The sequence below is a fragment of the Pseudomonas bharatica CSV86 genome (assembly GCF_000319305.2).
Lineage (GTDB): Bacteria > Pseudomonadota > Gammaproteobacteria > Pseudomonadales > Pseudomonadaceae > Aquipseudomonas > Aquipseudomonas bharatica.
Genome location: NZ_AMWJ02000004.1, coordinates 288,358 through 313,617, shown reverse-complemented (window position 1 = coordinate 313,617; position 25,260 = coordinate 288,358). Strand labels below are relative to the sequence as shown.

The window sequence follows — 25,260 nt, the reverse complement described above, 5'->3', positions numbered from 1 at the left end:
GAGCTGGCTGGCCAGCGATGAGGCCCGAAAGGAGGAATGAAGAAGTTTCAGCGCAGCACGATCACCCAAGGCCCATAAGCCTCGACCTTGCCGCCATGTGGCTGCAGCACCGCACGCAACGCCGCCTGCGGCTTGCGCAGGTCATACACGCCGGTCACCCGCTTGCGCCCCAGCTCATCGTTGCGCAGCACCACCAGCCCTGGCGTATAGCGACTCAAACGGGCCACCACCTCGCTGACCGGCGTGTCATCGGCAATCACCTGGCCATTGCGCCAGGCCGCCGTCTGCCCCGGGGCGAATGTATCCACCCGGGCCTGCCCTTCGTGATACTCCAGCCGCTCACCCGGCTTCAACTGCGCCGCCAGCGCCTTCGCCGCGCGCCAGTCATCGACCTTGACCGAGCCTTCCTGCACCGCCACGCGCATCTGCCCGGCACCGGCACCGACATCGACGTTGAACGCCGTGCCGGTCACCGTGACCTCCAGCGCCTCGGCGCGCACATGGAAGGGCTTGATCTTGTCCGGCGTGACCTTGAAAAACGCCTGCCCACGAAGCAACTTCACATCGCGCCGATCACCGGCGTACTCGACGGCGATCGCCGTGTCGCTGTCCATCTGCACCAGGCTGCCGTCGGCCAGGGTGACATCGCGGGTTTCGCCCATGCCGGTGCGATAGTCCGCCTGCATGCGCAGGCTGAGGGACGGCGCCAGGGCGATCATCAGACACGCGGCAATCGCCCCACCCAGCCAATAGCGCCGCCGCTTCGGCCGTACCGGAAGGGCCACCACCGGCGCCAGCACCGGCTCGGCCGGCCATTGCGCCTGGGTGGTCGGCGCCAGTTGCGCACTCAGTTGCCAGATCCGCTCGGCCTTGCGATAGGCCTTGGCATTGGCCTCGTCGGCGGCGCACCACTGCTGCATTGCGGCGCGCAATTGCCCATCGCCGGGGGCCGCCTGCAGGCGCAGGAACCAGTCCAGCGCCTGGTCGCGGCGCCGGGTGGCGCTGTCCGCTGACGTCATGTCGGGCATGTCTCCAAAGGCAGAAAAGGTCGGCAAGGGTCGCACAGGCGCCCCGTCTCCGGCAAAAGACGCGGCAGACACCGATTTTTCCAGCTCATCGTCACGGCGCTCACTCATCGTCCGGCTCCAGGCGTTCCAGGCAATGGCGCAGGGCGTCGTGCACCAGTTGGTGAACCAGGCTGGTGGAGACATCCAGATGGCTCGCCACCTGCTGCAGGGTAAAGCCGCCCAAGCGATGCATCTCGAAGGCCAGGCGCGTGCGTTCGGGTAATTCTTCAAGGGCCCGGCTGATCGCCGCCAGTTCGTTCTGGCCGCTGACCTCGCGCTCCGGCGAAGCGCTGCTGGACGGCAGTTCGGCGAGGATCTCGTCGCCGCCGGGCTGGACCTTTTCCGTGGCGCTGCGGCGGGTCAGGTCGAGGGACAGGTTACGCACGATGCGGTACAGGTAACTGGCCGGATGGCGGATCGCGGCGTCTTCTTCCTGGCGGCTGAAACGCAGCCAGGCTTCCTGCACCACATCCTCGGCCCGCGACCGGCAGCCGACGATGGGCGCCGCATAATCCAGCAGCGCCGCGCGATGCGCGAGGTAAAGCTTCAGCTTGTCGTCCGCCACGATTCGGCTGCCTGTCGAAGAAGTCGCCCGGAGGCATGGGCGGGCGATGTTACCGGCAGTCGATAATCATTATCAATAACAACCGCCAAAACCTTCATCTATGCTCCCTGTTCTTTGCCTTGGCAAAGAGCGAGAATCGCCGTCCATAGACCTTTTAATGGCCCTTTGGGAGATGACTTTGATGAAATCGATGGTCTTGCTGATGCTCGCGGCCCTGGCCGTCGGCGCCCACGCTGCCGAAGAAGAAAGCACGCCATGCGACAACGTGGAAACCGACCAGCAGAACTACGAATGCGCCCGCTACAGCCGCACCGCCTCCGAGCGCGAGCTGGACGCCGCCTTCGCCGACCTGCAGGACCGCATCAAGGAACAATACGCCGGCAAGGCCGCGAAAATCGCCGAACTGAGCAAGCGCCTCAACGAAGCCGAAACCATCTGGAAACAACTGCGTGACGCCGACTGCAAGGTCGAAACCTACGACATCCCCGCAGGCAAGGCCTTCGACGCCGCGCAGAACACCTGCATGGCGCAGCGCAACGACGACCGCTCCGAATACCTGCAATCCCTCGGCCTGCCGACCTCCGACTGAGACTTCCATGATTACGTGCGGTATCGAACTCAAGGGCAGCGAAGCCCTGCTGGCCCTGGCCAGCCTGGACGCCGGGCAACCGGTACATCTGCCCAGCGCCATCAAGAAGATCGGCATCGAAGATGACGAGGATGCCGGGCAGGTCCGCGAGTTTTTGGCCCGTGTGCAGGCGTTTGTTAGTGAACACGGCGTGACTCATGTAGCGATCAAGAAGCGCAGCAAGAAAGGCGACTTCGCCGGTGGGCCGGTGACGTTCAAGCTGGAAGGGCTGCTGCAGTTGCTGCAGGGGTGCGAGGTGCTGCTGGTGTCGCCGCAGACGATTGCGGCGCAGGGGAAGAAGCATGACCTTGCGCCTCCGGCGGCCCTCAACAAGTATCAGCATGAGGCGTGGAAGAGTGCTTGCTCGGTGCTTTTCACACGCTGAATTCACGCCACTCGCCAGTCCGGATCCCCTTCGGTTGGTGGTGTCACCGACACGGGCGATGAGCTTTGGTGAGCATTTCAGAACAGCATTCCGCAGTCATGGCGCCGTCCTCGACTCGAGATCCATTTCGGCAGGCCATTTAACCTTTGGGGCAAGGAGCACGGCGATGTTGCACCACAGCACATCGTTGTGATCTTTCGCCGGGCCGGGGGGAGGCAGCGCGTCAGGGCCTTTCTGCATGTAGGTGCAGATGTAGGCCCAAGCGTGCCCGTCAGCGCCCATGGTGGTAAGAGGGAAACGGTCGATGACTTCGTTGGTGCCCGGCTTGACGATGGAGAGCACCACGCCGCCCTTGATGATGATCCCGTGGGTAGTCGCGCCACGCTGCAACCAGCGCTCGGCCCGTACTTGCGACCAGTCATAGGCTACCGGTGTCACTTGCCAGCGCTCGAAAGGGTTCCACCAGCGGTGGTTGAAGTTGTACGCGTAGAGTCGTTGCCTGGCTCGGTTAAAGCGGAGTGGTAAATCCCGGGGAGGGGATACATCAAGCTTCCAAAAAATTGGGAGCGACCAAGCTCCAATCAATAACATGGAAATAAATATAAACCACTCTTCAGGCTTAAGCGTTCTTTCAGCCGTTATATAAAGCCAGGAAACAAATAAAAGCGATATTGCCAGTAAGGGCACAGAAACGACCACCAAACCTCTGACAAGCGCCGCAGCTCTGGGTATCTCTAGAAAGACATCATCTTGGTGGTTAGGCGTGTCAAAACCGAGGGACGGCGCAAGAGTGGGCAACTCGTCAGGACCGGATAAATCCTCCCGCCAACCCGGACAAGGTGGAGCAAGCTTCGGCCTATTCATTCCAGCTCCCTTCAGCGCCCTTAGCCGTCATGCTCATGGCGCCGTCCTCGATTCGAGATCCATTTCGGCAGGCCATTTAACCTTTGGGGCCAGGAGCATCGCGACGTTGCACCACAGCACATCGTTGTGATCTTTCGCCGGGCCGGGGGAGGCAGCGCGTCGGGGCCTTTCTGCATGTACGTGCAGATATAGGCCCAGGCATGCCCGTCAGCGCCCATGGTGGTAAGAGGGAAACGGTCGATGACTTCGTTGGTGCCCGGCTTGACGATGGAAAGCACCACACCGCCCTTGATGATGATCCCGTTGGTCGTCGCGCCACGCTGCAACCAGCGCTCGGCCCGTACTTGCGACCAGTCGTAGGCTACCGGTGTCACTTGCCAACGCTCGAAGGGGTTCCACCAGCGGTAGTTGAAGTTGTAAGCATAGAGGTGCTGGCGAGCGCGGTTGAAACGCAGAGGAAGATCCCGGGGAGGTGCCAACTCAATTTTCACGCAAACCGAGACTGACCAGACACCAACAAAGCCGCAACCGAGCAATATGATCCACTCTTCAAACTTCAGTGTTCGCTCGTCAAATAAGTAAAGCCATAACATTACGACTGTGGCAATACCTTCGATCAGCGCTAGCCAAATCCACCATCCTCTTGCAAGCGCCGATGCCCGGGGCAACTCTAAGAAAATTTCATCCTGATGGTTAGGCGCGTCGAAACCGAGATTCGGAAACAATACTGGCAATTCGTGGGGGTGAGGCAGGTCCTCTTGCCAACCTGCACATTGGGGTCTCAGTTTAGGGCTGCTCATAGAACCCTCTCCTCCGCTCTCCGGAGAAGTTTGTCCTCCTTAAGGATGAGCCGGGCTACTCCTTGTTCATCACTCTTGTTGGGCCAATAGGAGACCTCAAGTTCCACGGCGTGGAAGTCAAGAAAGCCATTGAAGGCAATGGAACCACTGATCTCAAGCGTTCCGGATTTGGCATCGTGATGAATGACGGAAGAAGGCCCATTAGGGTCGCATCCGCGTCCCGTCCAGGCAGCAACAGCGGGAGGTCTGCTCTCATCTCCTGCACGCCCCTCTGCGATAACCTTTCCTTCTCCACTAAGCTGGTACGCCCGTAGTACCCACTCATAGTGCGACTCTTCAACACCATACCGCGGCAGGATCGCTCTGTAATCCAAGCTTCCACCGTGCCCCGAAACCTTGTCGCCTGGTCTCTGGACGCGGTGAATTACCTCTACATCAGCGGCCAAACCCAGCAACGCCGCATTCAAGGCGCCAATTGCAATATCCATATCTTGTGCTGTCACCCAGCGACGATGTTTCTCCGGTAGCCCCCAATATGAATGCCTCGCCCAGAGTTCCAACGGCTGTGACTCATTTCCTTTCGCCCACGTTGCCAGTGCGTAAGCGGCAAGACCTAGCAGTAGGGCGACTCCTAGCGGACCAAGAAGTCCGGCGGTTCCCAAGGAGCCCAGAACTCCTGCAAGCGCAGAGGTTCCTGCCAAGACAGCTGAGCCAACGTACGCATTTCTCGCGGCGTTATCGCCAACCTCACCCGCCCGAACCGCCGCAAACCCATACTGCATCCCCTCCATCGCCGTCGCCACCGAAACCACCGCTCCTCCGTACTGCATAACCCTCAAACCCAACCCGACCGGCTGCACCTGTCCTGCCACGGGAATAGTCAGTTCCGGCCGCAGCATCTGGATAGCACCGCCAACACTTTCAACCGTCGCCCCCATCACGCCGAACGAAGCTGACATCACCGCCGCCAACGCCTCCGGATGCCGGTCGCTCAGGGCTTTCTGCATGTTCTGGTAGCTTCTGAGCAAGGCATCCTGCTGGAAATACAAACTGACCAGCCCCAGGCTCGTATTCGCGGCACCAGGCCTGCCGGCGCTGGCAACGTTGCGCATACCCTGGATGGATTCCCTGGCCAGCATCCGGGCGGCGTCGGCATTGACGCTCAGATGGTAGGCAAGGTCCTTCAGCCCGCCCGCCAGGGCAGTTGCATCAATCCTGACGTGACGCAAAGCATCGCCGATGCCGTCGCCGACACCGGCTTGAAGGTGTTGAAGACGAGCGTGCAACGCTTCCGCACTCTCCAGAGTCCACACCTTGATTTCGATCAGCGTCGCATAGCTGCTCGCCAGGGCCGGGGCGAAGTGGTTGCTTAGCAGCATGGCCCGCACCTTGCGCTCGGCCGGCTTGCGAAACTGCTGGTCGAGTTGCCCGATAAGGCGTTCGGTTCCCTCGTGAAGCACCTCGTTCAGTAATGTGAGGTACTCCCCCACCTTGAGTGCAATGGTGAGCTGCGTGACCTGAATACCTGAGAAGCGCAGCAACGCCTCCCTGTGCAGATGCCCGACCAGCGCCTTGGTGTGATCTGCCAACTCGCTTCCGAGGGCATTGCTGGCGGTGGCGGCTGCCGCGAGCAGTCCGCCGATGGCCGCCTGCACAGGGGCCACCATGAGCTCCTTGCCTTCCGAGCTGCTGATGATGGTCTTGATGGTGTGGTACACCCGGGTCCGTTCGTCTCCGTTCAGATCGTCGCCCAAAAGCTCAAGCAGTCTTTTGTCCTGGGCCAGCAAGGCTTGGTAGAAGTGACTATTGTGGTCGTCCAGCAGCTTTTTCCAGAGTCGCTGGGTAGGGCCCAACCTGCCTTCTTCGACCTTGTCGGTCGTGCCACCGTCCAGGCACGTCCGGTTCATGAGGGTGTAAGCCTCCACCGACCTCATGGAAGTAACGCTGTAGTCGTTGAGGGCCGCCAGTTGAAAGGCGGCGCCCTGGTAGTGGCTTGCGTAAGGCTCAGCGACCTCGTCGACGATCTTTTGCCATACCTCGAGTGTCTTCTGGTAGCTGGCTTCGAAGGCGCCACGAGCCTCCTCGTCATAGCGGTCATCAAGCCGTTCACCCGCGTCGGCTTGCTCTTCCAAGGTCCTGCGCTGCTTCTCCTTCTCCAGATCAAGGGCCGGCAACGGAGCCCGATAGGATTGAGGTCTGGCGTTGTACTCGCGTCGATTCTCGACCGCCGCCTCGGCTTCCTTGATTGCAAGGGCTTGCGCCCTCTTGGCCTTTAGTTGACGGATACCAAGCAAGGCCTGGGACGTGTAGAACTCGAAGTTTCGCTGCGGCTCCGCCCGCCACTCCAGCATGGCCCGATACCGCTCCAGCCGCTGCGCATTGAGCTCCTGCACCACGCCGATCGGATCCGGCAACACCAAAGCCAGCACGCCGTTGGGCAACTTGTACTGCTGGGTCACCGTACCCACATGTGCCGCCAATGCGCGAAGCCGGTGATTACGTGGATAGAAGCCGTGCACGCTGTGGAAGTCGTCGGCCATGGGCTGGGCATATTCAAGGACCTGGTGCATCTGCAAGTCAGTTTCGGTCATGGCGATGCCGACGCTGGCCGGGTCTTCGCAGGCGGTCTTGAGGTCGAGCTTGTAGAAGCGCTCGTCGAGGTTCATACCGTCGACCACGCCACCACTCTGGTAGGCGTGCAACACCGCCTCGGGCCAGGGATCGTTGGCGATTGCCAGCCAGGCAGTGGAGTACCTGTGGAAATTAATGTTGATGAAGGAGGCGGGAATGTCGTGGTCCTGCTGGAAGCAGATCCTGCTCAACGGCACCGGCTCCTGGCGCGGGACCTGAAACGCCGGGAACTGGCGCAATACACCTTCGGGAGTGATCTGGTACGCCTGCCAGTACTTGCGGTCGAGCAGCACATAGAGAAAGCCCCGGCGCAGGATGCGTGGCTGACCGAGGATCATGCGCACGGCCTTGACGTCGGAGCCGTGGGAAACCGGCCGCGCCTGGGTTTGCCAGGGCTCGGGGGCGTAGGCGGCACGCAGCGGCAGGATGGGCAGACCCCAGCGCTGGCAGGTCTGGCAGCGCTCGAGAGGGACCGGTTCGGCTTGCTCGACGGCTGCATCCAGGTTCAGGGCGAAATTGAAGTTGGTGTCGAAATTCATGAGTAATCCTCCGCCAGGGGCAGTTCGGCCACGACGCGTTTCCAGAATGCATCGCTGCAAGTTGCGAAACCACTTTGCAGATCAGCGAGGCCCGTGCGCGCCTGGGCGATGATCTGTTGGACTTCCGGGTGCTGTGGCAGATAGGGGTGAAACATCACCCGATACAGGCTGAGAAAAATGAGGTCGCGACTCGTTGTCAGGCCTAGCCGCTCTGCGTCACGGATCAGCCGAAAGGCATGCACGCCGGCCTGCGGCGGGAGAATGGAGGCGCCTTTCCAGTGCCAGGGGGCGAAGGCTGGCGGGCGCTTCTGGGCATGACGCCAAACGCTGAGAAATGCATGGATCGTCGGTGCCAACCGCTGGGTTTGCCTTGCCAGTTCGGACAGCTCCGGATAGCAGTCGTAATCAGGACTGCGCATCAGGGTGTAACCGTCCCAACTGACCGGGAACAGCCAGTGCCGGATCGGGCTGAGCAAACAACCCGCCTCCTGGTCCATCGCACACAGCAACAGCTCCAACCTCAGCGGTTCGAACCAGGGCGAGGGTTTTCCTGCGTTGTCGGCGGTGGTGTGGCAACGCGTCGCGATATGCTCCGCGACGACCTCCAGCGGTTGCCGGCTGGCGAGCCAACCGCAGATATACCGCTTTCTGTAGTCCAGGTCCCAGGCGGCATAGTCGGCGCTGAGGTCGAGATAATGCTGCAAAACACCCTCACCCGGGGCCGCCAGCTGTATCAGCGCGGGACAGAGTTCGGGGCTGTGGGAGATGTCGGGCCGTAGCACGCGGGTGATAGCCATGGCACCCAGCGACTCGGTCAGCGATGTCACGCTGAGAGGATGATGCAGTGCACATTCGGCCTGGCCGTCTACAAGCAGGTACAGGTGCTCATCCAGCGTACGGTAGTCCCTGGCGAAGTTGATAACGGGTTCCCGGGTCATCGGCCGCCCTCCCCGCAATTGTTCTTGTCGCCTTCGACCACTTCGCTTGCCAATGCCAGGCTATTGCCGGAGCCTCCGCCCGGCTTGGTCATCGGGCCGATAAGCGTGATCGCAATGCCGTCCAGGGTGATGCCTGACGCATCGATGCGCAGCGTGCCGCCCGAGCCCTTGATGACCACAGCCTCCGAGGAGTGGATTTCGTACACCTTGGTGTGATGCGTGATGCGCTGGCCGGCCTGCAGATCAACCGTACCCTGCACCCGCTGATCCAGATTTCCGCCGATCTCCACGCTGTGGTTGGCGGCGGTTTTGTCCAGACGGCTACTACCGACCTCTTCGGTCCGGTCCCCGGTGGTGTTGATGCTGTGGTTGCCGCCGATGATCAAGTCGTCGTTGTTGCCAATCTCATGTCGCCGGTGCTGTCCGATCAGCACCTGCTCGTCATTGCCCACGGTGTCCTTGCGGTCGTGGCCAACGGTGAGGCTCTCGTCGTTATCCACCCGCTCGCTGCGGTCGTGCCCGACGTGGGTGGTTTCGTCGTTCTTGACCTCGTTCCTCTGGTTCCTCTGGGCATGGATGAAGACTTCCTCCTGCCCGGCCTCGTCCTCGAAGCTCAGCTCGTTGAAACCGTCACCCTTGTGGGTCTGGCTCTTGAAGACCATACGGGTCTTGTTTGCGGGCAGTTCGTAGGGCGGGCGCTGAAGTGCCGTCACGCACCGACCGGTGATCACGGGCTGGTCGGCATCCCCGTTCTGGTAGCTGACGATCACGCCCTGACCGATGCGCGGGATTGCCATATGCCCCCATAGCGCTCCGGCGATGCCTTGCGAAACCTGGATCCAGCAGGAGCTGTGTTCGTCGTTCTTGCCCACCCGGTCCCACGGGAACTGCACCTTCACCCGGCCGTATTCATCGCAATGGATTTCCTCGCCCGGCGGCCCCACCACCGTGGCCGGCTGCGGGCCGTCGATACGAGGTTTGGGCAGCGGTTCGGGGCGCCATTCGGCATCGTGTGGCACCAGGGTGGCGATGCAGGTGTAGTAGGTGCCGCAGTCGGCCCCGGCACTTTCCTCGGCCTGGCTGACGTACTGCTTGCCGCGGTGCTCCAGGCGCACCGGGCGCCAGCCGCGGTTCATGTTCTCGCGGGGGTGGCCGACCATGTCGAAGAACAGGCCCGGCACCAACCGAGCGTCGTCGCCCTCGGCAATGACCTGGCAGGCGTCACCGCGCAGGCCGAGCAGGCGGCTGCGGCTGAAGGCCTCGCCGGGCTTTTCTCCGCGGTAGCGACCGGGGTAGTCGTAGCGCTCGTAGTTGTCCGCCTGGTGCTCGAGGTCGGTGGCCTTGTACGTGCTCTGCTCGGTGTATCTCGGGTTCTTGAAGCTGTAGTCGCGCTGCACCTGGCGGGCGCTGCGCACGTTCTCGCTGTAGGTGAATCGGTGCAGCGCGGGGCCCGGGCGGTCGGCGCCGGGCTTGGGGTTGTATTCCACCGGCGGGCCGGGCTGCTTGCCGAAGATCCACAGGTAGTCGCAGTGGATCAGGCGATGGCCTTCCTCGCTGTGCAGAAAACCGTAGAAAAAGCCTTCCTCGCGCATGATGCGCTCGACGAAGTGATAGTCGGTGTCGCCGGCCTGCACGCAATACTCGCGCACAGTGTGGGCCTTGGCCGCGCGCAGTTCGTAGTCGAGGGTGAGGGCGTGCTTTTTCAGCATCACGTTGGCGATGTCGGGCACGCTGAGGGTCTGGAAGATGCGCCAGTCCGAGCACAGGTGCAGGCGGGCCAGGCGGGGCTCGACGATGGCGCGGTAGCGGGTGCGGCGAAAGCCGGTTTCGCCCTGCTGGAAGGAACTCACCAAACCATGGACGTAGCGCACGGGCTGGCCGCCCTGCCAGAGGGTGAACAGCGCGGGGCGGTCGAGGATCTCGCCGAACTTCACGGCGGCATCGGTGCTGCTCAGGTCGACTTCGAGGCGAAAGGTTTCGGAGAGGGCCTCGGTGAGGTGGAACTCGACGACCTCGAATTCACCGGCTGCTGCGGTGAAGGTGAAGCGCAGATCGGATTGGGCAGGCATGGGAAATCCTTGTCAGCCCGTTACAGGGCCAACGATCCTTGTGCATGTAGGAGAAACCGGCACATTGCTGCGCCGGTTGTCAGACGGGGCCGGCGCTTAGTCCTGCTTTTCCTTGGGCTGTCGCCAATCGTAGGAACCCTCGGTAGTGCCGGGCCCATGGATCCAGGTGATCTTGCGATAAGACAGAGCGACCTTCAGTTGCTCACGGGTGCTGTCGTTATCCATCAGTTGGGCATGCGGTAGCATTGCCGTCATGCTAACGACGTAGGCGTCTTCGAGTTCAATGGTGAAAAAATGTTCGGCCTTCCGTTCGAGAGCTGGGCGGTACCACTTCAATACCACCTTAGGCAGCAACTCCCCATCAGCAAGGGCCTGATACAACAGCGGTGTGCCCTTGGTCATTATCGTGGTAAAGGTCAGCGGGCCGTGTACGGCCTTGCCCGTAGGCTGGCCGCTTTGCGGATCCGTCGGTGTGGTGATCTCGTGATGGATCTCCTGAACCAGGATCTCGTCCTCGTGCCCTTGTATGGAAGATGCTCCCAAGGACTCCAGACTGGAGGCCTCCGCGGTAATGTTGCCCTGAGTTTGGCCCGTGATCGAGATATAAGCAGGCAAAGACATAGTTCGCTTCCTTGTTTCATTGAATTGAAGGCCTTCTGGGCCGTCGCGCCATCACTGATGGCGAAGGGTTTGAAGCAGCGGCTGCTTCAAGCTTGCGGGCCTTGCTCGAGCGGCCCGAAAGTCAGGGTTTGAGAATGAACTCCAGGGACTCGAGCACCTCTCGCGTGGAGTTGCCGAGGCTGATGGAAAAGGCCAGATAGCTGCCGAGCAGGACCACCCCGGCAATGGCCCATGGCGTCCACAGTGGCCATTGCCGTGCCAGGCGGTAGCGCCGCGATGCCACGTGCTCCGGCACCTCGGTCAGGCGCTCGGGCGTGTCGCCGCGCTGTGAACGCAGCACCCGGTGCAGCTTGCCGATGATCCCGTTGAGGATTTCCCGGTTGTTGTGCTGCAGGCCGTACTTGCCCTCGAAGCCCAGGCACAGGCACAGGTACTTGAATTCCAGGACGTCGCGGTAACGCTCCGGGTCCATTTGCATGCGCGCAAGAACGGTGAAGAACTTCTCGCCGCCCCAGGTTTCGTTGTGGTGGTAGCTGAGCAGGGAGCGATCAGACCAGTTCGAGGCGTGCGACCACGGCCTGGCCATCACCGCCTCGTCGATGAAGGTGCATAAGGCATAGCGGTAAGCCAGTTGCGTGACGGGGTCGTAGCCCAGTTGGCGGACTTCTTCGGAAAGCGTGGTGATGTGGTCACGAACGCTGATATAGAACCCATTGACATTGGCAACGCGATCAAGCTGGCGCACGCGCATTACCAATCCGAGCAGCGGCTGGGCTGCATCGATCAAGGGATTGAGGCTGTGGCCGCGCAGTCGGAATTGCAGGTCGGGATCATTGTCGATAGTGCTCATCGACATGTGATCCTTGTCCTGCTGCTTGCTGGCAACCCCGGGCTGCGTTCCTTGGGGCTGGGGTTCCTGAGTCTCCTTCGGAAGGACGGCCGGGGAAGACGCGGAGCTTTCGATATTGGCGTTGATGGAAGCACTCATCTCACTGACTCCTGATAGCCCAGAACTGCAACTGCAACTCCGGGAAGTCGCCGCTGATATGGAAACCAAAGCTCTTCGCACCCTTGGGCATCAGCGTTGGCCAATTGGCCGCGGTGCGATCGAGCTGGAAGTAGGTGAAGCCGGCGTGGAACGGCAGGTGCCTTGGTGCCACGGGCAGCGGGCTGAGAGGGATGCCCGGCAGTTGCAGGCGGATCAGCTCGGGCAGTTTTTCCTGGGAAGCCACCTTGGCCTGCTGCAGGAACAGGTGGCGCATCCTTTCCAGCGGCATGCGGGCATTCACGGCGAGGATGAAGTCGGCGCCGTCCATCAGGCTGTCGTCGTTGACCTGCGCGGTGAGCATGCCGTGCGCCTGCCTCACCAGCGGGAGGGACATGGCACGGGGTTGCAGCACGGTGCCGAGCAGCCGGCGCAGGGTCTGCTCCAGCATAAGGAAGGTATTTTGGGTAAGCGGATTAAATGGTTGATCTTACCTTTGCATGAGAGTGAGACAGACCGGCATCTCATCGGATTATCTGGTTGATGCTTCACCTACTGCTGGTGCATGTTTCCTTCGCTAATTCCAGCAAGAACCCCACACGCCTCAACTTCCCGGTCATCGTTGCAACTCGCTCTCAGTGAAACGAGTTGTTTCTCAAGCGCTTGCAGAGCGGTTATCTGCGACCGCACATGAGAGATGTGATCATCGAGCAAGGCGTTGACGGCGGTACAAGGCTGATGAGGGTCGTCCTCATAGCTCTGTAGTTCGTGAATCTCAGCCAGTGACAGGCCCAGGATTCTGCAGCGACGGATGAAGGCCAGCCCCTCACCATGCTTCTCGGTATAGACACGGTAACCGTTGTCCTGCCGATCAGGCGGCGGCAACAAGCCCTGCTGTTCATAGAAGCGGATCGTCTGTGTTTCGACCCCTACCAACTGCGCCAACTGACCAATGCGCATCAGCCTCCTCCCCAACGGATTCTTTACTCTATTGACCTTATAGTAGCTTTATAGTTTTAAATGGTACCACAACATTGTTCAAGTGGAGTCGTATCATGAGCAAATCCTGTGGTGGCGCCTGTGGCGGTGATGCAACGTCCGCAGCGGATACCGATATACAGGCCTCCTCCGAGGCGCCAGGGAGATGGGTCAGTGTTTATGCCGTGCCGAAGATGGACTGTCCATCAGAAGAACGAATGATTCGCCTAGCCCTGAACGGCTTTGAGGAGATTCGGGCGCTGTCCTTCGACTTGTCGAACCGCCGGCTGAAGGTCGTGCATGACGGCGAGGTCGAGCCCGTCACCTCGAAACTGAAGACCTTGGGGCTAGGCGCCTCGCTTCAGGAAACCGTCGCTGCAAATCCGGAGACCATCAAGGCCGCCGAGTTTTCGGCAGCTTCTGCTAAGCAAGAATCCGGGACCCTGCGCTGGTTGCTCGGCATCAATGCACTTCTGTTCGTGGTGGAAATGACTGCCGGTCTGATCGCCCGGTCCACCGGCCTGATTGGAGAATCCCTGGACAATTTTGCCGATGCGGCGGTGTACGGGCTTGCCCTTTATGCGGTTGGACATAGCGTGAAAATGCAGGTACGTGCCGCGCATCTTGCTGGTGTACTGCAACTGATCTTGGCTGTGGGCGTGCTCGTAGAGGTGGTGAGACGCTTTGTATTCGGTAGTGAGCCTGAATCGCTGGTGATGATGGCTATCGCATTCGTCGCATTGATTGCCAATACCAGTTGTCTGCTGCTCATATCCAAACATCGGGAAGGCGGGGCGCACATGAAGGCAAGCTGGATATTCTCGGCCAACGACGTGGTGATCAACCTGGGGGTCATCACCGCCGGCGCCCTGGTCGCGTGGACCGGTTCCAATTATCCGGATCTGATTATCGGCACCATCGCGGGGGGCATTGTACTTAACGGTGCCAGACGCATTTTGGCGTTGAAGGGTTAAATAATGCTCATTATTGGCAAAAAGCTCTCGCCGTATGCCCTATTGTCCATATCGGGCCTGCTGGCAGCGTCTGATCAGGCTGTAAAGTGGCTGGTGCAGCAATCAATGGCCTATGGCGAGTATGTTTCGGTGACCCCGTTCTTTAACTGGGTGCACCTATGGAACACCGGTGCCGCATTCAGTCTTTTTGCGAATGGTGGAGGCTGGCAGCGCTACTTTTTTATCGGAATCGCGGTAGTGGTCTCGATTTTTCTGATCAAGCTGATCCTTGAAAATCGTCATAAAGGAGAAGCCATCGCTTACAGTCTTATCCTCGGTGGCGCCATGGGCAACCTGATTGACCGGGTCTTTCGCGGCTATGTTGTGGATTCCTTTGATTTCTATTGGCGAGACTGGCATTGGCCGGCCTTCAACCTGGCTGATATTGCAATTGTCCTCGGTGCCTTACTTTTCGTTTCCAGCAGCTTGTTGGGTAAAAAAGCAAACACCAATGCCGAGTCGGATGGATCTGACTGACACCTACGCCTATACAACACCATGACCGAACTTCCCGACAACATCCTTCACCTGCCGCAATACCAAGTACTGGGCTGCAAATCAACCGACGACGAAATGCACTTCCAGGTGGACGTGCCCGATCCCATCGCCTGCGAGGAATGCGGCGTGCAGGGTGAGTTCGTACGGTTCGGCAAGCGTGACGTTCCCTATCGTGATCTGCCCATCCACGGCAAGCGGGTCACTCTCTGGGTGGTCCGCCGCCGATACACCTGCCGGGCCTGCAAGACAACATTCAGGCCCCAGCTACCGGAGATGGTGGACGGATTCCGTATGACACTGCGGCTGCATGAGTACGTGGAGAAGGAATCCTTCAACCACCCCTACACCTTTGTGGCGGCACAGACCGGCCTGGACGAGAAGACGGTGCGCGACATCTTCAACGCCCGCGCCGAGTTCCTGGGGCGCTGGCACCGCTTCGAGACGCCCCGCATCCTGGGCATTGACGAGCTATACCTGAACAAGCGCTACCGCTGCATTCTGACCAACATTGAGGAGCGAACCCTGCTCGACCTGCTGGCCACCCGCCGCCAGGACGTGGTGACCAACTACCTGATGAAGCTGAAAGACCGGCAGAAGGTCGAGATCGTCAGCATGGACATGTGGAACCCCTACCGGGCAGCGGTCAAGGCTGTGCTGCCCCAGGCCCGTATCGTGGTCGATAAGTTCCATGTGGTGCGCATGGCCAACGATGCCCTAGAGAGAGTGCGCAAGGGCCTCAGAAAGGAGCTGAAACCGTCCCAGAGCCGGACTCTCAAGGGAGACCGGAAAATCCTGCTGAAACGCGCTCACGAAGTCTCAGACCGGGAGCGCCTCATCATGGAGACCTGGACAGGCGCGTTCCCGCAACTGCTGGCCGCCTACGAGCACAAGGAGCGCTTCTACGGCATCTGGGACGCCACCACACGGCTCCAGGCAGAAGCCGCCCTGGACGAGTGGATAGCCACCATCCCGAAGGGCCAAAAGGAAGTCTGGAGCGATCTGGTCAGGGCAGTGGGAAACTGGCGCGAAGAGACCATGACCTACTTCGAGACGGACATGCCCGTCACCAACGCTTACACGGAGTCCATCAACCGACTGGCCAAGGACAAGAACCGTGAAGGGCGCGGTTACTCCTTCGAGGTGATGCGGGCACGAATGCTCTACACCACGAAGCACAAGAAGAAGGCACCGACTGCGAAGGTCTCTCCTTTCTACAAGAAAACCATCGGTTACGGACTGCCGGACTTCGCAGAGGAACTCAACTACGGAGTCGATCTATCAACCATCTGAGGGTGGTATCAGATTGATGGGGTGAAGGTGCCCCATCAACCATTAAATCCGTATACCCGGTATTTTTCGGGCTGTCGTGCTGGTACGCGGGAATTCGGGCGCAAGCCGCGACTCGTCGATGCAGGTGGCCAGCTCGCCGCTCGCCTGGCCGCAAGCCAGGTAGGCATCCAGCGGCCGTACATCCGGATCCCGGGCCAGATGGCGGAACTGGTGCTGCCAGCGGTTTAGCGCCTGCAGCAGGCTGAAGTCAGTGAAGTCCGCGACACCCGACTGCCCCGGCGAACCGATGCGCTGGGCGATGCTCTTGGCCCGCTCGTGCATCAGCGAGGAAATTTCCTCCATGAAGTGCGCCAGTGGGCGAATGGCGTGGAGGTGCAGGCCGGTAATGTAGAAACCGCTATCCATCAACAGGCTGCCATCCGGCTGCAGATCGAGGATGCGCCCCAGCGCCAGTTTGGTGAAGGCGCTGCGGTCATCGCGCTCCAGGGCCAATTGCAGATTCGGCACGGCCAGGTCCAGCGGCGAGTGGTCACCCTGGTGGCTATGGGTATCGCGGACCTCCTCCGAGCGCAGCAGGTAGCGGGCGTCATCCTGGCTGTCCGGCCAGCGCACCTGCCCGGTGCCGTCCGAGCGCAACGGCAGCGTGAGGTACACGGTCTGGTTGGCCGCACTGGCGTCGGGAATGGCCAGCGGATCCGGTGGCGGCTGGTCATGGGGAATATCGAACGGCGTACCGTCCGGCATGATGCCGCGGGCGCGAACGATGGCGATCTTGCCGAAGGCGAGGAACTCCTGGTTCAGCTCCAGTTCGCTGAAACCAAACCCGTAGCGGCTGCCACTGCGGGCGTTGATGCAGTGCTCCAGGTAACGGGTGGCCTGCTGGAAATGCTGGGGTTTGACGAAGAGGCCTTCGCCCCAGACGACGGGATTACGGGTGGTCATCGGTAGGATCTCGCAGGGTTGCGGACGCCGGCAGGGGCGGGTGCGGGTCGGTAGCTTTCATCGGTGATCGCGACGCGGCTGCCCTGCAGCATCACCATGAGCGGGTACTTGCGGCCGCGCGATTCGATGCGGAATACGTCGTGCCAGCGTTCGGGATTGGGGGTGTGAAAGTCGGCGACCACCGCGATGTAGCGGGTGTCTTCGTCGACATCGGCGAACTCGATGAACTTGAACTGGCCGGGCACGAGGATGTAGTCGTCGGCGGCCAGCAGCGTGCTGCCCAAGGCCTTTTCCGGCGCGCTGCGAAGCCGTTCTGGATCGGCGTTCTCGAGCATGGAGTCGTCCTTCAACTGCAACACGCGGAAGCCGACCGGAGTCGCGTTGCCCGGCATGGCCCGCGCCTCGGCAGCCCGGGCCAGGGCCGGGCCATGGCCGTACTGACCAAGATCGAGGTCGGCCCGGGATTGCTCCTCACCAGAAGGCGACGCTTGCCCCTTGCGTAGCAACCAGTTCGCGGGCTGCGGCCAGCGTGATGCGCTGCTGTCGGTGAACAGCGTCTCGGGCTGTGACTTGCCGAGGGTCATCGGGGGGCGTGCTCATCGACCACCAGGCCTGGAATGGCCAGGCGCTGGCGCACGGCAAGTGCACCGGCGACGTTGCTTCGTTCGTTTTCGAAATGCTCCGCCAAGGCACGCAGATGCATGACCAACTCGTCCTTGTTGGCGCTACGCAAATTCACTGCGAACGGCCCCAGCCCTTCCATGTCCAGTGGCGCTGCCAGCGTTTCTTCACCAGGAGCAAACGACGCCAGGCTGAGCGGGTTGGGATTGACGTCCGGGCTGGCGTACAAGCTCAGGGCAACCTGTGAGAGCTGCTCATGAGCGGCCCCGACCTGGATTGATGGGTTCATCAGCACCTGGCCGCTCTTGCTCAGCACGTTGCCCACCGCGCTGCAGCCGCCAAGCGTGCTTGCGGCCAGCAGGAGCGTGATGACCTGCCTCATCATGCCTCCGCGCGCAAAGCCTGGTCGAAGGCTTGCTCGAAGACTTCCCAGAACAGCTTGTCGAAACCTTGCTGCCGGCCGGACTTCAGTTCCTCGTAATAGTGGCCATACATGTGCCAGGCCCAGTCGGCCGTCGCCACCTGTCCGCCTCGCGCCGGCCGGTAGCGCTGGAACCGCTGCTCCAACTGTTCGGGCGAGAACGCCTGCAGCAACGCGGCCAGTCCTGCGCTGATGGCCCGGTGCATGGCGATCTGCTGACGGCGGATCTGCTCCAGCGACTCTTCCACCGCCGCCGAAGGCGACAGGTGAACAACGCTACGCTCGGCAGCGAACAGTGCCCGCACGGTTTCCGGATAGCCTTGCCCGAGGCGCAGCGGGTTGTCCTCGATGGGCTGTAGCGTGCGTCCGGCCAGGGAAATGCGCTGCCGGTCATCGGCAGCGGGAACATTCAGCGCAGCAAGGCCACGAATCAGGGCCCCGATCGTGCGCCCAGCCTCGTTGAGCAGTGCGTAGGCATCGAGCTCGTCCACCGTGCCAACGGTTGCGCCGATACCGTCCAGCAACGGCTCGACCAGTACTGCGGGCTGTGCTTGGCCGGAGCACTGGCGTTGAATCCAGTCCTGGGCGGCGGGGTGCTGGCTATCCTGCTGCGACATGAAGATTTCTCCTGGGGCGTGCACGGGGTTGCCGTAGACGGCTTCGGACCGGGTCGTGGCGACGTCGGCCTGGGCGGCCATCGGCGTATGCCCGTAGTGATGTGAATCGAGGCTGTCCGCCGGGCCGCCATTGGCAACGTCGAGCGCCTTGAGGGGATCGAGCAGGCCGTCAGGTCCAGGCCGCTCGCCAAGAGCCTGGAACCCGGCCTGGCCCGCTGGCTGATGCGGTTCGCCAGCGAATTCCTGCGGCGCGGCTTCCGGAAGCGCGGTCATGAAGTCGCCGGACACCTGGCCCACGGCGGCGCCATGGCTGTCAGGATCGTCCGCCTCGCAGAGGTCACTCCCCAGATGCACGGAGATCTGGTACGGGCCGATATGCAGCGTGTCACCATCGCTCAATTTGCCGCCGACGCCGGTGCCGAGCGGTTGCGTCTGGTCGTTGACGCGGGTCTCGCCACAGCGGTCGATGACCATGAATCCCCCGTCCTTATAGCGGACCTCGCAGTGTCGCGGCTTGACCGTGGCGTGGCGGTCAGACAGCGTCCAACTGGCATGCTGCGATCCGATGCTGCCGCCCTTGGCGTCGAACAGGTGCCGGGGAGCGCTGCCCTGCTGGAGCACCTGGGGGTTGTCCACTACCAGCAACAGGCGCGGGTTGGCGTTATCCAGAGTCATGTGCGTACCGTGAGTCGAACGGGAGGAGGAGTGCGCCGTCGTGGCTGTTCGAGAAAACTGGTCCAGCCGAGCTGGCAGCCGCTGTCGCGCCCGAGGTTGAAGGCAGGAACTTCGTTGGCGCGCAGCCGCAACTCGAGGTCGCCAGGGGTCTGGTCGCGCAACAGGTAAGCAATCAGCATCCGCAGCCGTTCGAAGTTCTCGCCCTTGGGCAGGAACTCGCGAAAACGCGCCTGCGACAGGTCAGAAATGACCAGGGTGAACTTGCAATGCCGCGTGCGGACCCTGGCACCGAGGCGGAAGCTTTCGCCCAGGCAGCCGTTGCGCTGCCCAAGCCGGGTACGGGCGGGCGCTTCGATATCGGTGTCGCGCAGTTCGAAATCGCGCAGGCCGACTTCCTGCAGATCGAAGCAATGGGCAACAAGCCCGGCGACCATGTCCGGCGAACGGCTGCGGTGCACCACGGCACCTGCGAAGCTGAGCAGGCGGCTCCAGGCAATCGGGGTGACGCCGCGAATGGCGTTGTCCTTGAGCCCGACCAGGGCGAAAAGGCGTTGCGAAAGCCGGTCGCTCGCCCCCGGACGGAAGCGGATGTAATGCCGGTACTTGCGCCAGGCCTGGTGCAACAGGGTAAGCAGGCGGTGATTGAAGAAGTCGAAGAACGCCGGGCGAATTCCTTCACCCTGCCCGGCCTCGTAGGCCAGGCGTTCGAGGTAGTACGACGGCAACGGTGAATCGGGTCCGTGCATGCCGAGGAAGGTTGCCTGCACGAGGTACTGGTGCGGCAGTGCATCATCGAGACGCCGGGCCAGGGCAACGTCCGAGGGGGGAAATCCGACACCGGCGAAATTGCTCAGGCAAACGCGCTGGCGCTCGGCGGCATAGGCATCGGCAGATTCCAGGTCATCATCATGCAGCCCATGCAGGCGCTCGAGCAGACAGAAGAAGTCGTACTCCCGGGCGGCCCCGAGCAGGTTCTCACTCAGATCAGGGGCTGTGTGCCGCTGCGGATCGGCCATGCGTAATGCTCCTGATTCTTGAGGTTGATGGCTTCCAGCACATGGAAGGAGGAAATGCTGGCGTACACGGAGAGGAAATGGCTCAACACCGTGCCGAAGAGGTACAGGTCGCCCTCGCAGGAGAATCCGTCCTGGTCGAGCTTGACCAGGGTGCGCAAGCCACGGATGGGCAGGGCCTTGAACATCCGGTCGATGGGCGCGGTTTGCACGTCCTGCAGGGCACCGAGGCGCATCTGCGTGGCGCGGGAACGCTGCAGGTCGTGGTGGGCGGCAAAGTCATAGGCGCGGATGACGGCCTTCAAGGGTTCGGCCGAAAGCAACGACAGGTAGGTGGGTGACAGGTTGGAGATCAGCGTCCACAGCAGGTCGCCATCCAGCACTGGCCGGTACGACGGGGTCGGCGCGGTCAGGTTGCGGCATTCGACGAAGGTCGGCATGTCTGCGGTGCGTACGCAGATGTCGCCCACCGCCAAGGCCTGCGGCAGGTCGCGGTTGCTGCAGGTCAGCGAGAAGGAAACGGTTTCATTCCGCCCGATGTAGTGCTGTTCATCGCCGCGCACGAATGAAACCCGGTGCTCGATACCGGCATCCACCAGCGATTGGGCGATGCGGGTGCGGTAGTAAAGAACGGTTTGTCCTCGCTCGAAGTCGATCTGGTGGCGTAACGACTCGAACGGCTGGTAGGTCCGCAGCCAGGTGCCAGGTTGATCGGAACCCTCGCATTTCCAGCCGTCGACACGATCGATGCTGAATATCTCGTAGGCATCGGGGCGCTGGCTCGCCGGGCGCACACGATGATCGAGGGTCTTGCCGGTCAGGCTGACCGGTTCGGCATCCTGCTCGAAGAGATTGACGGCGGGCGCGCAGTACAAGGCCATGTCCCCGGTCCGTATGCGGATGTCGTTGGGCATGGGCCGGGTGAAGCGGAACTCCAGGCGGATGCGCTGCGTGCTGCTTGCAGGCCACAGGGCTCGCAGGCCGGTGAGCCCGAAGAAGAAGTAGCGCCGCGGAAAGAGGAAGTACTCCTGCAGGACGCGATAACCATCCAGGGCGTTCTTCGGGTAGGGCAGCAAGGCATCATCGGGGCTGAATCCGGGGAACACGACCTGCCCGGCAGGAATGTGCCGGACCAGGCCATCGCACTCCATGCGGACCTGGTCCAGATAGCAGGACAGCCACAGGTACAACGTCCTGGCGCAGTAGTCGCTGCCGCTCAGGTAGAAATCCAGGCGGTCGCAGTCGTAGGTACTGGGTGGGTTCTGGCTCAGGGTGGCGAGGTCCACGCACACCGTCGATTTCTCCAGCGAATGCACATCGCTGATTTCGCTGATCTGCAGCGGATAGATATCGACGTGCGAGCAGGTGCGGAACTGGCAGGCTACGCCGTCGACATCGAGCGAGCCGACACGCGTGCCCCTGGCAATACGCTGGCGCACGGTGAACGAGCGGTCCACGGGTGGAAACTGCATGATGGTGGCGCTGGGCAGCGGCCGTAGATAGTTCGGCCACAGCAGTTGCAGCAAGGAATGGGTGAGTTCGGGAAAGTCATCCTCGATCTTCAGGCGCAACCTGGCTGTCAGGAAAGCGAAACCCTCCAACAGCCGCTCCACATCCGGGTCGGATGCTTCGTCGCCGAGAAACCTCGCCAACTGCGGGTTCCTGCGCGAAAAGACCCGGCCGAGCCGGCGCAGGTAATCCAGCTCTTCGCGGAACTTGCTCTTCAGTGACATCCCGCCTCCACGTCTCTTCTCGTCACAACACCTGGATCCTTTGTTGTCGCCGATGCAGCAGCAGGTCGATCTCGACCTGATCGGAAGCTTCGACGAGCGGTATCTGGCAGTGCAGGCGAAAGCACAGGCCGAGGGGTTGTTCGGCGCTGGCCAGCGGACGAACGTCCAGGACCCGGACACGAGGCTCGTACAAGGCGATCATTTCGCGAATGTCCTGGCAGATCTGCGCTCTCAGCTCCATCTGGCCGGCGCCGGCATCGTTCATGTCGGGCAACCCGAGGCCGGGGCAGCTCTGCGAGCCACCCCGACGAGCGTTGAGCAGGTGCTCCAGGTTGTTCTTGATGGCCTGCACCTGCCCCGAGCCCTGAGCCTGCCGGTTACCCAGGCGACGAGGCGGCAGGTCGGGCTCGAGCCGCTGGAACAGGCTTCCCGACGCTGGTCCGGACGATACGGCCGGGTTCACCGTCATTCCTTGTCGAGCCGACCGACAAGCGACAGCTCGAAATTGGCGCCCATGTACTTGAAGTGCGGGCGGACCGACAGCGATACCTGGTACCAGCCAGGATTACCCTCGACGTCGTGAACCTGGATCTTCGCGGCGCGCAACGGCCGACGGCTGCGCACGTCGGACGATGGGTTTTCCTGGTCGGCAACGTACTGGCGGATCCAGTTGTTGAGCTCGCGCTCCAGGTCCGGACGCTCCTTCCAGCTGCCGATCTGCTCGCGCTGGAGCACCTTCAGGTAGTGGGCCAGCCGATTGATGATCATCATGTAGGGCAGTTGCGTGCCGAGCATGTAGTTCGTCTGCGCGACCTGGCCCTCGGGCGTCCTGGCGAAGAGCTTCGGACGCTGCACCGAATTGGCCGAGAAGAACGCCGCGTTATCGCTGCCCTTGCGCATGGTCAGCGGGATGAAGCCTTCGCTCGATAGCTCGAACTCGCGACGATCGGAAACCAGCACTTCGGTGGGGATCTTGGCCTGCAACTGGCCGAGCGACTCATACAGGTGAACCGGCAGGTCATCGACGGTGCCGCCCGACTGCGGGCCGACAATGTTCGGGCACCAGCGATACCTGGCGAAGCTGTCGACGATACGACTCGCCAGGGCGAACGATGTGTTACCCCAGAGATAGTTGTCGTGGTTGCCGTCAATGGTCTCGCGATAATCGAAACTGCGCGCCGGGTTCTCCAGCGGGTCATAGGGCTCGCGCAACAGGAAGCGCGGCATGCTCAAGCCCAGGTAGCGGGCATCCTCGGAGTCGCGCAGGCCGCGCCACTTGGTGAAGCGCGGGCCGTCGAAGATATCCTTCACTTCCTTGAGGTTGCACAGCCCCTGGAACGACCCCAGGTTGAACATTTCCGGGCCTGCGGCGGCAAGGAACGGCGCATGGGCCATGGCGCCGACGGAGGCGACGTAGCCGAGCAGCTTGATATCGGGCGCTGAGGGCCCGAAGGTGTAGTTGCTTACCATGCAGCCGACCGGCTGGCCGCCAAACTGACCGTAGCCGGAAGTGTAGACGTGACGATAGAGACCGCTGCGGGTGATATCGCCAGCGCTTTCGAAGTCATCCAGCAGCTCGGTCCTGGTTACGTGCAGCAGGTCGATCAGGATATTTTCACGAAAGTCGGTGCGGTCAACGAGGAACTTGAGCCCCCGCCAGCTCGACTCCAGGGCCTGGAACCCGGGATGGTGCAGGATGACGTCCATCTGCTTGCCGATCCGTATGTCGATCTGCGCCAGCATCTGGTCTACCCGTTGCTTGTTGACCGGTTGCTGGCGATCGGGCGACTTGAGCATCTCGGCGATGAAGGCTGCCACACCGCGCTCGGCGACGGCGTAACCCTCCTGGCTGGGTTCGATTCGGGTCTGCGCGAGAATCTGGACCAGCAGGCCGCTTTCTTGATGGGCGTTCTGTTGTTCCGCGGCGGCGGAGTGCGCGTTTGTCATGCTCATGTCCTTTGAAACCTGAATGGATGGATGTCTCGCCCGGCCGGGCAGGCTCAGCCCTGGCTCTCGCCCAGCACGGTTTCCAGCTCCCTGGCGAGCTGACCGCGCGCCGCTTCGTCGCCGAGCATGGCCTGCAACTGCTTGCGAAACGCCGGAACATTGCCCAGCGGCCCTTTCAGGGCAACCAGCGCCTCGCGCAACTCGAGCAGCTTGTTGAGTTCGGGAATCTGGCGGGCGATGGCATCGGGACTGAAGTCGTCGATGGAGCGGAACTTGAGATCGATATCCAGCGTGTCATCCGCGTTCTCAGAGAGAACGCTGGGGATGCTTTCCCTCAGGCCTATACCTTGCTCGGCCATGACAGCGTTGAAACTGTCCTTGTCGATCCGGACCGCTGTTCTGTCTTCCAGCGCGGCGTCCTCTTCACGCCCGGTGAAGTCACCAGTCACCAGCAGGCGCAGGGGAAGTTCAACTTCTTCCTGCTCGCCATTTGTGGCAGGGACGTAAGTGATATTGATGCGTTCCTTCGGGGCGACCGAGCCTTTCCTGTTTGCCATTAACCACTTCTCCGGAAGTTGTGTTTATTAGTTGGAGTACGTTGCAGCATCAATTCGCAGGCGCAATGAAACCCGGCTCCCGGCGGACTTATTCAGTTACGCAAACCCCACTGTAGAAAAAGTTCGCGCCTTTCTTGCTTCGGACTTTTACCGAAAAAATCGGCAAGTTGGCACATTGACGCATGAACGCCACCAAGGCTAGAACAGCGGAGGCAAGCAGAAAAATAGGAATTTTCCTAATCACATGAAGGAAGCGTCCTGAGGTACTTGGTTTTTCGACCTGAGGGAAATTTCCAAAAAAATATCGGAATATTCCTATATACCGGAATTTACTTTTGGTGCTTTCTTTCCAGCCAGTTATCGCTCCGAAAACTGCTACGGCAAACTTCAACTAATACGGGCGTCCCGCGCGAAATCCGACAGTCTTCCGAGAACGGACTTCGGCGCAACAAGGAAGTAATTCCTTCTTATCAAAGGTGAGTTCCAAAAATGATCACGGTCGACCCGGCTGCACTGATAGAACGCCTCAACCCCTTTTGCCGGCAGGCGCTGGAAGAAGCAGCAAACCTGTGCATCGCCCAGGGAGGCGCAGAGGTGACCGTGGTGCATGTGCTGACGGCACTGCTTGGGCAGCCTGCCGGTGATGTGCGCATCAGCCTCGCCAACGCCGGCCTCGCCGTGGAGGCCGTGCAGCACGCCGTGGCCAGTGGCTTCGAGGAGCGTCATTCGGGCCGCAGCCAGTATCCATCCTTCTCGCCCCTGCTGATCGAGGTGCTGCAGGAAGCCTGGCTGCTCGGTTCGGTAGAACTGGGGCAGCCACATATCCGCAGCGGCGCGGTCTTTCTTGCGATCTTGCTCAACCC

24 protein-coding genes and 2 pseudogenes are annotated in these 25,260 nt (G+C 61.3%); 6 read left to right on the top strand and 20 right to left on the bottom strand.

Annotated features, from left to right (window positions below; all coding sequences use genetic code 11):
• Positions 1-47: 47 nt before the first annotated feature.
• Positions 48-1,136 carry a FecR family protein gene (locus tag CSV86_RS27985; RefSeq protein WP_240160623.1) on the bottom strand — a complete coding sequence of 363 codons (1,089 nt, stop codon included), beginning with the start codon at positions 1,134-1,136 and terminating at the stop codon, positions 48-50.
• Complete coding sequence (locus CSV86_RS27980; RefSeq protein WP_009404067.1) at positions 1,129-1,632, bottom strand: sigma-70 family RNA polymerase sigma factor; 504 nt, start codon at positions 1,630-1,632, stop codon at positions 1,129-1,131. The genes CSV86_RS27985 and CSV86_RS27980 overlap by 8 nt, the downstream gene beginning before the upstream one ends.
• Positions 1,633-1,813: 181 nt before the next feature.
• Between CSV86_RS27980 and CSV86_RS27975 the strand changes: the two genes are divergently transcribed.
• Both CSV86_RS27975 and CSV86_RS27970 read left to right on the top strand, forming a co-directional pair.
• Positions 1,814-2,221: a lysozyme inhibitor LprI family protein gene (locus tag CSV86_RS27975; protein ID WP_009404066.1), complete on the top strand. Its 408-nt coding sequence runs from the start codon at positions 1,814-1,816 to the stop codon at positions 2,219-2,221.
• 7 nt (positions 2,222-2,228) lie between these two features.
• Positions 2,229-2,645 (top strand): DUF3010 family protein, encoded by a 417-nt coding sequence (locus tag CSV86_RS27970; protein ID WP_009404065.1) that lies wholly within the window; start codon positions 2,229-2,231, stop codon positions 2,643-2,645.
• Positions 2,646-2,741: 96 nt separating this feature from the next.
• On the opposite strand, the gene CSV86_RS27965 is transcribed toward CSV86_RS27970, so the two are convergent.
• The 9 genes and pseudogenes from CSV86_RS27965 to cadR all read right to left on the bottom strand — a co-directional run bounded on the left by CSV86_RS27965 (position 2,742) and on the right by cadR (position 13,052).
• Positions 2,742-3,443 carry a DUF6708 domain-containing protein gene (locus CSV86_RS27965; protein WP_240160622.1) on the bottom strand — a complete coding sequence of 234 codons (702 nt, stop codon included), beginning with the start codon at positions 3,441-3,443 and terminating at the stop codon, positions 2,742-2,744.
• 86 nt (positions 3,444-3,529) lie between these two features.
• Entirely contained in the window at positions 3,530-4,309 is a 780-nt protein-coding gene (locus CSV86_RS32235) for a DUF6708 domain-containing protein (protein ID WP_240160621.1), read from the bottom strand.
• Positions 4,306-7,479, bottom strand: a complete 3,174-nt coding sequence (locus tag CSV86_RS27955) for a T6SS effector BTH_I2691 family protein (protein ID WP_009404061.1) — start codon at positions 7,477-7,479, stop codon at positions 4,306-4,308. Before CSV86_RS27955 ends, CSV86_RS32235 begins: the two co-directional genes overlap by 4 nt.
• On the bottom strand, positions 7,476-8,417 hold the full coding sequence (locus CSV86_RS27950; RefSeq protein WP_170395208.1) for a hypothetical protein: 942 nt from the start codon (positions 8,415-8,417) through the stop codon (positions 7,476-7,478). Before CSV86_RS27950 ends, CSV86_RS27955 begins: the two co-directional genes overlap by 4 nt.
• On the bottom strand, positions 8,414-10,486 hold the full coding sequence (locus CSV86_RS27945) for a type VI secretion system Vgr family protein (protein WP_170395205.1): 2,073 nt from the start codon (positions 10,484-10,486) through the stop codon (positions 8,414-8,416). The genes CSV86_RS27950 and CSV86_RS27945 overlap by 4 nt, the downstream gene beginning before the upstream one ends.
• A gap of 96 nt (positions 10,487-10,582) precedes the next feature.
• Positions 10,583-11,107: an Hcp family type VI secretion system effector gene (locus CSV86_RS27940; RefSeq protein ID WP_009407179.1), complete on the bottom strand. Its 525-nt coding sequence runs from the start codon at positions 11,105-11,107 to the stop codon at positions 10,583-10,585.
• Positions 11,108-11,228: 121 nt separating this feature from the next.
• The gene (gene icmH, locus CSV86_RS27935) at positions 11,229-12,095 is read right to left on the bottom strand and encodes a type IVB secretion system protein IcmH/DotU (protein ID WP_009407181.1); all 867 of its coding nucleotides are present in this window, start codon (positions 12,093-12,095) and stop codon (positions 11,229-11,231) included.
• A 1-nt stretch (position 12,096) separates the two neighbouring features.
• Positions 12,097-12,546 (bottom strand): annotated as a pseudogene (gene tssK / locus CSV86_RS27930) (type VI secretion system baseplate subunit TssK); the annotation flags it as partial.
• Between the two features lie 98 nt (positions 12,547-12,644).
• Positions 12,645-13,052, bottom strand: coding sequence for a Cd(II)/Pb(II)-responsive transcriptional regulator (gene cadR / locus CSV86_RS27925; RefSeq protein ID WP_009403731.1), 408 nt, complete (start codon positions 13,050-13,052; stop codon positions 12,645-12,647).
• A 95-nt stretch (positions 13,053-13,147) separates the two neighbouring features.
• On the opposite strand from cadR, the gene CSV86_RS27920 reads away from it, so the two are divergent.
• From CSV86_RS27920 to CSV86_RS27910, 3 genes are read left to right on the top strand one after another with little or no spacing between them, the layout of a single operon-like run.
• Positions 13,148-14,044: a cation efflux transmembrane domain-containing protein gene (locus CSV86_RS27920; protein ID WP_004364974.1), complete on the top strand. Its 897-nt coding sequence runs from the start codon at positions 13,148-13,150 to the stop codon at positions 14,042-14,044.
• Positions 14,045-14,047: 3 nt separating this feature from the next.
• Complete coding sequence (lspA, locus tag CSV86_RS27915; protein WP_003821921.1) at positions 14,048-14,560, top strand: signal peptidase II; 513 nt, start codon at positions 14,048-14,050, stop codon at positions 14,558-14,560.
• A gap of 21 nt (positions 14,561-14,581) precedes the next feature.
• Positions 14,582-15,871: an ISL3-like element ISPpu12 family transposase gene (locus CSV86_RS27910; protein ID WP_004574636.1), complete on the top strand. Its 1,290-nt coding sequence runs from the start codon at positions 14,582-14,584 to the stop codon at positions 15,869-15,871.
• Between the two features lie 42 nt (positions 15,872-15,913).
• Here CSV86_RS27910 and tssK (CSV86_RS27900) read toward each other — a convergent pair whose 3' ends face one another.
• The 9 genes from tssK (CSV86_RS27900) to tssB are packed head-to-tail and all read right to left on the bottom strand — an operon-like array spanning position 15,914 to position 24,397.
• On the bottom strand, positions 15,914-16,813 hold the full coding sequence (gene tssK / locus CSV86_RS27900) for a type VI secretion system baseplate subunit TssK (RefSeq protein ID WP_170395203.1): 900 nt from the start codon (positions 16,811-16,813) through the stop codon (positions 15,914-15,916).
• Positions 16,810-17,397 (bottom strand): type VI secretion system lipoprotein TssJ, encoded by a 588-nt coding sequence (gene tssJ / locus CSV86_RS27895; protein ID WP_170395200.1) that lies wholly within the window; start codon positions 17,395-17,397, stop codon positions 16,810-16,812. The genes tssK (CSV86_RS27900) and tssJ overlap by 4 nt, the downstream gene beginning before the upstream one ends.
• A complete protein-coding gene (locus CSV86_RS27890) occupies positions 17,394-17,816 on the bottom strand; it encodes a hypothetical protein (protein ID WP_170395197.1) in 423 nt (140 codons plus the stop codon). The genes tssJ and CSV86_RS27890 overlap by 4 nt, the downstream gene beginning before the upstream one ends.
• On the bottom strand, positions 17,816-19,147 hold the full coding sequence (gene tagH, locus CSV86_RS27885) for a type VI secretion system-associated FHA domain protein TagH (protein WP_009397053.1): 1,332 nt from the start codon (positions 19,145-19,147) through the stop codon (positions 17,816-17,818). Before tagH ends, CSV86_RS27890 begins: the two co-directional genes overlap by 1 nt.
• Positions 19,144-20,163 carry a type VI secretion system baseplate subunit TssG gene (gene tssG, locus CSV86_RS27880; protein ID WP_009397055.1) on the bottom strand — a complete coding sequence of 340 codons (1,020 nt, stop codon included), beginning with the start codon at positions 20,161-20,163 and terminating at the stop codon, positions 19,144-19,146. The genes tagH and tssG overlap by 4 nt, the downstream gene beginning before the upstream one ends.
• Positions 20,127-21,893 (bottom strand): type VI secretion system baseplate subunit TssF, encoded by a 1,767-nt coding sequence (gene tssF / locus CSV86_RS27875; RefSeq protein WP_009397056.1) that lies wholly within the window; start codon positions 21,891-21,893, stop codon positions 20,127-20,129. Before tssF ends, tssG begins: the two co-directional genes overlap by 37 nt.
• Positions 21,894-21,915: 22 nt before the next feature.
• Positions 21,916-22,362, bottom strand: a complete 447-nt coding sequence (gene tssE, locus CSV86_RS27870; protein ID WP_051032685.1) for a type VI secretion system baseplate subunit TssE — start codon at positions 22,360-22,362, stop codon at positions 21,916-21,918.
• Positions 22,359-23,840, bottom strand: coding sequence for a type VI secretion system contractile sheath large subunit (gene tssC, locus CSV86_RS27865; RefSeq protein WP_009397059.1), 1,482 nt, complete (start codon positions 23,838-23,840; stop codon positions 22,359-22,361). The genes tssE and tssC overlap by 4 nt, the downstream gene beginning before the upstream one ends.
• A gap of 53 nt (positions 23,841-23,893) precedes the next feature.
• Complete coding sequence (gene tssB, locus CSV86_RS27860) at positions 23,894-24,397, bottom strand: type VI secretion system contractile sheath small subunit (RefSeq protein WP_009397061.1); 504 nt, start codon at positions 24,395-24,397, stop codon at positions 23,894-23,896.
• A gap of 489 nt (positions 24,398-24,886) precedes the next feature.
• On the opposite strand from tssB, the pseudogene CSV86_RS33920 reads away from it, so the two are divergent.
• A pseudogene (locus CSV86_RS33920) lies at positions 24,887-25,192 on the top strand (Clp protease N-terminal domain-containing protein); the annotation flags it as partial.
• Positions 25,193-25,260 lie beyond the last annotated feature (68 nt).

Excerpts from the sequence above, each read along its gene's own strand:
- CSV86_RS27985 (WP_240160623.1), bottom strand. The coding sequence starts at position 1,136 with ATGAGTGAGCGCCGTGACGATGAGCTGGAAAAATCGGTGTCTGCCGCG.
- CSV86_RS27975 (WP_009404066.1), top strand. The coding sequence starts at position 1,814 with ATGAAATCGATGGTCTTGCTGATGCTCGCGGCCCTGGCCGTCGGCGCC.
- CSV86_RS27970 (WP_009404065.1), top strand. The coding sequence starts at position 2,229 with ATGATTACGTGCGGTATCGAACTCAAGGGCAGCGAAGCCCTGCTGGCC.
- CSV86_RS32235 (WP_240160621.1), bottom strand. The coding sequence starts at position 4,309 with ATGAGCAGCCCTAAACTGAGACCCCAATGTGCAGGTTGGCAAGAGGAC.
- CSV86_RS27955 (WP_009404061.1), bottom strand. The coding sequence starts at position 7,479 with ATGAATTTCGACACCAACTTCAATTTCGCCCTGAACCTGGATGCAGCC.
- CSV86_RS27950 (WP_170395208.1), bottom strand. The coding sequence starts at position 8,417 with ATGACCCGGGAACCCGTTATCAACTTCGCCAGGGACTACCGTACGCTG.
- CSV86_RS27945 (WP_170395205.1), bottom strand. The coding sequence starts at position 10,486 with ATGCCTGCCCAATCCGATCTGCGCTTCACCTTCACCGCAGCAGCCGGT.
- CSV86_RS27940 (WP_009407179.1), bottom strand. The coding sequence starts at position 11,107 with ATGTCTTTGCCTGCTTATATCTCGATCACGGGCCAAACTCAGGGCAAC.
- icmH (WP_009407181.1), bottom strand. The coding sequence starts at position 12,095 with ATGAGTGCTTCCATCAACGCCAATATCGAAAGCTCCGCGTCTTCCCCG.
- cadR (WP_009403731.1), bottom strand. The coding sequence starts at position 13,052 with ATGCGCATTGGTCAGTTGGCGCAGTTGGTAGGGGTCGAAACACAGACG.
- CSV86_RS27920 (WP_004364974.1), top strand. The coding sequence starts at position 13,148 with ATGAGCAAATCCTGTGGTGGCGCCTGTGGCGGTGATGCAACGTCCGCA.
- lspA (WP_003821921.1), top strand. The coding sequence starts at position 14,048 with ATGCTCATTATTGGCAAAAAGCTCTCGCCGTATGCCCTATTGTCCATA.
- CSV86_RS27910 (WP_004574636.1), top strand. The coding sequence starts at position 14,582 with ATGACCGAACTTCCCGACAACATCCTTCACCTGCCGCAATACCAAGTA.
- tssK (WP_170395203.1), bottom strand. The coding sequence starts at position 16,813 with ATGACCACCCGTAATCCCGTCGTCTGGGGCGAAGGCCTCTTCGTCAAA.
- tssJ (WP_170395200.1), bottom strand. The coding sequence starts at position 17,397 with ATGACCCTCGGCAAGTCACAGCCCGAGACGCTGTTCACCGACAGCAGC.
- CSV86_RS27890 (WP_170395197.1), bottom strand. The coding sequence starts at position 17,816 with ATGAGGCAGGTCATCACGCTCCTGCTGGCCGCAAGCACGCTTGGCGGC.
- tagH (WP_009397053.1), bottom strand. The coding sequence starts at position 19,147 with ATGACTCTGGATAACGCCAACCCGCGCCTGTTGCTGGTAGTGGACAAC.
- tssG (WP_009397055.1), bottom strand. The coding sequence starts at position 20,163 with ATGGCCGATCCGCAGCGGCACACAGCCCCTGATCTGAGTGAGAACCTG.
- tssF (WP_009397056.1), bottom strand. The coding sequence starts at position 21,893 with ATGTCACTGAAGAGCAAGTTCCGCGAAGAGCTGGATTACCTGCGCCGG.
- tssE (WP_051032685.1), bottom strand. The coding sequence starts at position 22,362 with ATGACGGTGAACCCGGCCGTATCGTCCGGACCAGCGTCGGGAAGCCTG.
- tssC (WP_009397059.1), bottom strand. The coding sequence starts at position 23,840 with ATGACAAACGCGCACTCCGCCGCCGCGGAACAACAGAACGCCCATCAA.
- tssB (WP_009397061.1), bottom strand. The coding sequence starts at position 24,397 with ATGGCAAACAGGAAAGGCTCGGTCGCCCCGAAGGAACGCATCAATATC.